At 35.1% G+C, this 6,075-nt stretch carries 4 protein-coding genes and 3 pseudogenes; 2 read left to right on the plus strand and 5 right to left on the minus strand.

From position 1 onward, the window contains the following. Positions 1-6 precede the first annotated feature (6 nt). A pseudogene (locus AVJ20_RS17505) lies at positions 7-655 on the minus strand (3-oxoacid CoA-transferase subunit B). Positions 656-658: 3 nt separating this feature from the next. Continuing rightward, positions 659-1,011, minus strand: a pseudogene (locus tag AVJ20_RS17510) (CoA transferase subunit A); the annotation flags it as partial. A gap of 248 nt (positions 1,012-1,259) precedes the next feature. Here AVJ20_RS17510 and AVJ20_RS17515 point away from each other — a divergent pair. After that, a complete protein-coding gene (locus AVJ20_RS17515; RefSeq protein WP_111886099.1) occupies positions 1,260-2,471 on the plus strand; it encodes a tyrosine-type recombinase/integrase in 1,212 nt (403 codons plus the stop codon). 15 nt (positions 2,472-2,486) lie between these two features. Here the strand turns inward: AVJ20_RS17515 and AVJ20_RS17520 are convergent, their stop codons facing one another. From AVJ20_RS17520 to AVJ20_RS17530, 3 genes are all read right to left on the minus strand, one after another. After that, positions 2,487-2,765: a helix-turn-helix domain-containing protein gene (locus AVJ20_RS17520; protein ID WP_004871362.1), complete on the minus strand. Its 279-nt coding sequence runs from the start codon at positions 2,763-2,765 to the stop codon at positions 2,487-2,489. Beyond that, entirely contained in the window at positions 2,758-4,062 is a 1,305-nt protein-coding gene (locus tag AVJ20_RS17525) for a type II toxin-antitoxin system HipA family toxin (protein ID WP_111886100.1), read from the minus strand. Before AVJ20_RS17525 ends, AVJ20_RS17520 begins: the two co-directional genes overlap by 8 nt. A gap of 161 nt (positions 4,063-4,223) precedes the next feature. Next, the gene (locus AVJ20_RS17530) at positions 4,224-5,333 is read right to left on the minus strand and encodes an RNA-guided endonuclease InsQ/TnpB family protein (protein ID WP_111886101.1); all 1,110 of its coding nucleotides are present in this window, start codon (positions 5,331-5,333) and stop codon (positions 4,224-4,226) included. A gap of 419 nt (positions 5,334-5,752) precedes the next feature. Between AVJ20_RS17530 and AVJ20_RS17540 the strand changes: the two are divergent. After that, positions 5,753-6,075 (plus strand): annotated as a pseudogene (locus AVJ20_RS17540) (IS4 family transposase); the annotation flags it as partial.

Raw genomic sequence — 6,075 nt, forward strand, 5'->3', positions numbered from 1 at the left:
ATAGAATTAAGCAACTTTTATATTTTTTGTCATTAACTCTACACCCGTCGCTTTCTGAATGTGTTCCAAACTTACATCTTTAGCAAGCTCAACAAGCTCAACTCTAGCAGGGGTAATATCTAAAACTCCAAGGTCTGTGATCACTCTGTTGACCACACCTTTACCGGTTAATGGAAGCGTACACTGTTTTAAAATTTTGGGATTGCCATCTTTTGCTGAGTGCTCCATGAGAACAACAATTTTTTGTACACCTGCAACCAAATCCATTGCACCGCCCATACCTTTGACTTTTTTTACCCGGGATCATCCAGTTGGCTAAGTCACCGCTTTCTGAAACTTCCATCGCTCCTAAAATTGCCACATTGACATGACCGCCGCGAATCATAGCAAAGGATTCAGAACTGGAAAAAAAGGCAGCACCTGAACGTGCCGTCACCGTTTGTTTTCCAGCATTAATTAAATCTGCATCAACGGTTTTTTGCGTTGGAAACTCACCAATACCCAATAAGCCATTTTCAGATTGAAGCCAGACATTCATATCATTAGGAATATAATTTGCAACCAGCGTTGGAAGGCCAATTCCTAAATTTACATAGAAACCATCTTCAAGCTCTTGTACTGCGCGCTGCGCCATTTCATTACGTGTCCAAGCCATGATTTAAGCCTCCACTTTTAGGGTCATTTGTTCAATGCGTTTATTGGGCGCAGTATTGAGTACCAAGCGGTTGACATAGATGCCGGGTAAATGGATATCATCTGGATCTAGCTCACCAATTTCGACAATCTGCTCAACTTCAACCACCGTCATTTTGCCGGCCATTGCACATTCGGAATTAAAGTTTCTCGCAGTTTTCTAAAGATTAAATTGCCAGCTTTATCTGCTTTATAGGCTTTAACCAAGGCAATATTTGTGGTGATGGTCTGTTCTAAAATATAGTCTTTACCGCCAAAGTTACGGACTTCTTTACCTTCCGCAATTAAAGTACCGACACCCGTTTGAGTAAAAAAGGCTTGGTTGCGAGGTCTTTAAAACAAACCCATTGCAGAGTAATGATTAACTATTACTAATTCTTGTTGCTTAATACAGATTTTAACAGTGGTTACTTTTTTGGTTAACTCAACTTATAAACTCAGAATAATATTCATAAAAAACATATATATAAATTATTATGTGATGCGTATATTACGCATCACATAATAATGCTTATTTTTGATATAATTAAGATAATGGGGATCATTATGCTGGTTTATAAAAATTTATGAGTCTTACGGAAACACAAGTACGAAAGTCATATCCAAAAGAAAAAATTTACTTTTTAGCTGATGATGATGGTTTAAGCTTAAAAGTCGATCCTAATGGAAAAAAGTCTTGGAGTTATCGATATTCAGTTGCAGAAACGGGTAAAAGACCACGAGTCACTCTAGGTACATATCCTGAGATGAATCTCAAAGAGGCTAGAGTGGCCAGAGACTCCTATAAGGCAACTAAATTTTCTACACAAAATTTAGTTCAGGAGAAAATTCAAACTTTTAAAGTTGTTTGTGAAGAATGGTTAGAGTTTAAAACAAATAATTCATTTAAAGATCAACCACGTGGTGGTGTAATCCAATTGGCGAATGCATGTTTAATAAATGACATTTATCCCGTTATTGGTGATATAGATTTTAGCAAAATTAAAAGAACTGATTTAGTTAAGGTAATTAAGCAGATTGAAAATAGGGGAGTTAAGGAACCTGTAAAAAAAGCGTATAGCTATTTAAATCAAATCTATGATTTTGCAGTTGCAATGGGATACTGTGATTATAATCAAGCTTATGGTCTCAATAAAATATTATTGAAAGGGAAATTAAAGAAAAATTATCCCTATTTAAAAGATGAAGAAATTTCTAATTTTATTCTTAGAATAACTCAACTAAATACAGATCCGATTATAAAAAAAGCAATCCTATTTAAATTATATACTGGAGTCAGGGGGGCAGAGTTATTGTCTGCAGAACCTCATCATTTTGATTTTGACAACAAAATTTGGAAAATACCTGCTTTACATATCAAGCAATATCGTCGAAAAGTGATAGCAGGTTATGATATTCCAGATTTTTTAGTCCCGTTATCATCGCAAGCGGTGAGCATTGTTAGATCTGCACTAGAGTGGTCACAAGGCGATCGTTATGTTTTTGCCAGCCCAAAAATTAAAGATAAGCCATTGCATTTTAACACAATAAATTCAGCCATTCGTAAGATGGGATACAAAACAAATGAGCTATCCTCACACGGTTTAAGATCAACATTCAGTACTATTTTAAATGATTCTGGCTTATTTCAAGATAGTTGGATTGAGGCTCAGCTTTCACATGTAGATAAGAATAAAACACGTGCTAGTTATAACCATGCAGATTATATTCAACAAAGAGCTGATATGATGCAGTGGTGGGGTGACTATTTAGAAAATAAATCAAAATCTAGTTTATAGGTAATTTAAATTAAACTATTTTGATTTAATAATAAATTTTAAACCAAATGCATTTAACAACTTATTTATAGAATCTAATGTTGGATTACTATCAGGTTGCTCCATTTTCTGTAAAGTCTGTGGTGCTATTTTAGTAATTTTACTCATTTCATTTAATGTTAAATGTAGTTCTTTTCTAATGTATGATGCAATCTGGTAAATTTGCCACTCAGGATTGTTATTTATATTTTCTAAGACTTGTAAGCGTTTATTCATTTGCTCGATTGCCGTCATAGGCTTATAACGTTTATCCATTAGAAAGCTCCTGAATCTGTTGGCATATATTTAATATACGATGATGACTATTTTGTAGAATCTCATCATCTATATTTATTTTTTTCATTTCATCGAGCAAATTTTCATACAGTGGCAATTGTTGAATCATTGTATGTTTAATTTCAGTTGAATCTATTCCTGTACATTCTTCTATTTGCGTTATGACAGATCCCCATATAGGCATTCCTCCATGGTCATCTTTTTCCCAACGTGTAGTACGTGCAATTCCGTCCGGATGAAGCCACATTGGTGCAAAATCGAAGAGGGGTGTTAATTGAATTGTGCCGTCATTTAAACGTTGAATTGCGGTATTACGGGTATGATTATCTTTATTTCCTAATGCAACATTAGCGATATCTCGTTTCAAATATTCAAAAATTTCAGCTTTTGGTGATGAGCAACATTCCATGATCAATGTACAAATTTGATTATGTGTCATTTTAACGCCGAAGCCAGCTTTACCACTTAAAGAGGCTAGGCTTTCTTGTGCAACTCTTTCGACTTTACCATTGATAATTTGGCGATCAAAACGTGGAATAAATAGCGTTCTCTGGTGAAGTTCCAAGTCGTTGAACACTCTTAGACCTAAATACCGAGCTATTTTCATGTAAATTGCTTCATGTAACAGTATTTTTTCCAGTTTTTGATCATTTCCACGACTAAATTTAACTAGCCAATGCTTTGCTGCTAGTTCATCTGGAAGACTGTGATCTAAATAAAACAGACCATCATATCCTTGTGTTAGTAATAGTTTAGGCCATTCACCTTGAACACCTGAAGAACCAGCAACAAATAAGCCATATGATGCAAGTGACTCAATGAAATCTTCTTTCCTTTCAATTATTTCGCTTAGGCTAAATCCACGAGGTTTCACTGTCGGAAAATGATCTTGAAGCCAGTCATAAGCTTCTTTAATTCGTAGATTACCAATAGGATTACCTGCCCCAGATTTCAGTAGGGGCCAATCAGCTTGTTCTTCTGCATTAATTGAAAAACCCAGCTGATTTAAAAGCTCCTTTCGCCCATAACCTTGAGGTAGCAAGTCCATGAGAAATGCTGGCCATTGGTTTTCTAAGTTGTTTTGTACATTGACTGGAAATTGGAATGATAGAGCATGACCATCCCTTAAATCCATATGTTCAATAGCATATTCAAATAAGTATGACGTTCGTGTAGATGCTCTCCAGCCCTGCTCTTGATTAGCAATTAATTCAACGATAGCGCAATCTTGCCATTCGTTATTTTGAAAAATTTGAAGTGTGCAATATTGATTCATATATGTATTAAAATAAAATATTAGTTTCTATTTTGGCTATATTTATTTATTATAGTAGATATATATTAAATTTCCTACTCTGATTTAGAATCATTTAATTTGCACTATAAGCAATCATTTTAAACGTCATAACTTGTCGTATTGCTAAATTACTAACTTCTTTATGCAATTTTTTTGATTAAATATTCAAAAGGAGAAATTGACATCCTCCCAGACCTAAAGGAGATTCCTACTGCTAGACGCTCATGCCCGAGCGCAAGAATATTCAGTGCGGAATTTACATCCCGATCATGGAGCGTACCGCACTCCACACACTGCCATTCTCTTATTCCAAGTCCTGCTCTACCTTTCAGACTACTGGAGCGTGAGCCACAGCACGAACAAATTTGGGTGGTATAGGCTTCATTGACTTCTTCATAACATACCCCTGCGTTCTCGCATTTATACTTGAGCATGGTTCTTAGTGTTGTCCAACTGGCATCTAGCACTGATTTAGCCAATCTGGTTTGTGCTAATGCTTTGGCATTCACATTGCCAACGAAGATGGCTGCATGTTCATTCACCAATTTTCGGCTGAATTGATGCAGCATGTTTTGTCTTACATTTTTAATCTTGGCATGGATGGCTTTGACACGTTTCTTATTTTTTGCACGTTGAGCAATACCAAGTTTTTGTTCATATTGCCGATAGATTTGAGGTGCTTTAAGTTTTACGCCATCTGAACAAGTCGCTAAATCTTTTAAACCTAAATCTATGCCAATTGAGGTTTTAGCGTTGTTTTTTTCTATTTTGACTGCATCAACTACAAGACAAACATACCAACGTCCACGACTATCTTCTACGAATGTGCCTGTTTTGATATTGTATTGACTTAATCCGTAACTATCCCATAGTTTAAATTGATGCTTGCCATATTGAACATAGCCATCAGCATATTTGATTGCAACCTTTTTAAACGGTATCCAACCTAGTGAACGTCTAGCTGATTTTTTATTACTGACACGCCATTTTAGTTTTACTTTTTTGAACTGCTTGCGTCTTGTGACCAATTCTTCTGTCACTGCCTGAATAGTTTGACTGTGCAAGTTGCATTCTTTCGATGTGCCTTTCGTGTATTTTGCAATGTCGTATGCTGAAAAGAATTGTTGTTTACGTTGTAGATGCTTAAAACACAAATCATTGACATAATTCCAGACAAAATTTACTTCGGATGCTAACTGATTTAACACCTTGCAATGTTTGTCTTTTATGCGTAATTTGAGTGTCTTCATCCAATTATTTTAACAGTATTTTTCTTAATAGTGACTATAGTACAAGTATTTAAAACGACATTTCGTGTCGTTCATATGGTTTACTCCAGTCGCTTATATCCTCGTGCTGAACCACGAGGTTTTTCGCTCCAGTGGATAAATGGAATAACTTAATCCATCTGATCTAAAAGCGATTCTACATTCAAAAAGAGCAAATCTGTATTATTTAGAACATACCCGTGTCATGCAGGAAGATGGGCGTGTCTTATATCTGACTGAAGCTAAGAAAAGTTAGACAAATTGTTGTACAACAAGATAAATCTGTTGATGACGCACTGGACATAGCATTTAAAGAAATATATTAAACTTCTTTGTACACGACAAAAAAAGATAAATCATTGAAATAATGGCATAATACTTGTTTTCTGACGACGAATATGATGATACATTTCAATGAGTTACATCTCATCTTAAACAAATATCTAAAGTGGAACAAGTCACATGCAAAATGTTTTACACTGATTATGCTTGCATTAATTGTAAAAACAGACATGTAATCTTTCTTCTGCATCTAAAGCCTTACCCATCAAGTGCTTACCACAATCATTTTATCGACGTATACAACGCTTCTTTGCAGATCAGTATTTCGATTATCGTCAAATTTCTCAGTTAATTTTCAATATATTTTCATTCGATAAAGTCCAATTAACTTTGGATAGAACTAATTGGAAATGGGGAAAACGAGATATTAATATCTTGATGT

It is taken from the genome of Acinetobacter sp. CFCC 11171, assembly GCF_003268405.1.
Taxonomy (GTDB): domain Bacteria; phylum Pseudomonadota; class Gammaproteobacteria; order Pseudomonadales; family Moraxellaceae; genus Acinetobacter; species Acinetobacter amyesii.

Excerpts from the sequence above, each read along its gene's own strand:
- AVJ20_RS17515 (WP_111886099.1), top strand. The coding sequence starts at position 1,260 with ATGAGTCTTACGGAAACACAAGTACGAAAGTCATATCCAAAAGAAAAA.
- AVJ20_RS17520 (WP_004871362.1), bottom strand. The coding sequence starts at position 2,765 with ATGGATAAACGTTATAAGCCTATGACGGCAATCGAGCAAATGAATAAA.
- AVJ20_RS17525 (WP_111886100.1), bottom strand. The coding sequence starts at position 4,062 with ATGAATCAATATTGCACACTTCAAATTTTTCAAAATAACGAATGGCAA.
- AVJ20_RS17530 (WP_111886101.1), bottom strand. The coding sequence starts at position 5,333 with ATGAAGACACTCAAATTACGCATAAAAGACAAACATTGCAAGGTGTTA.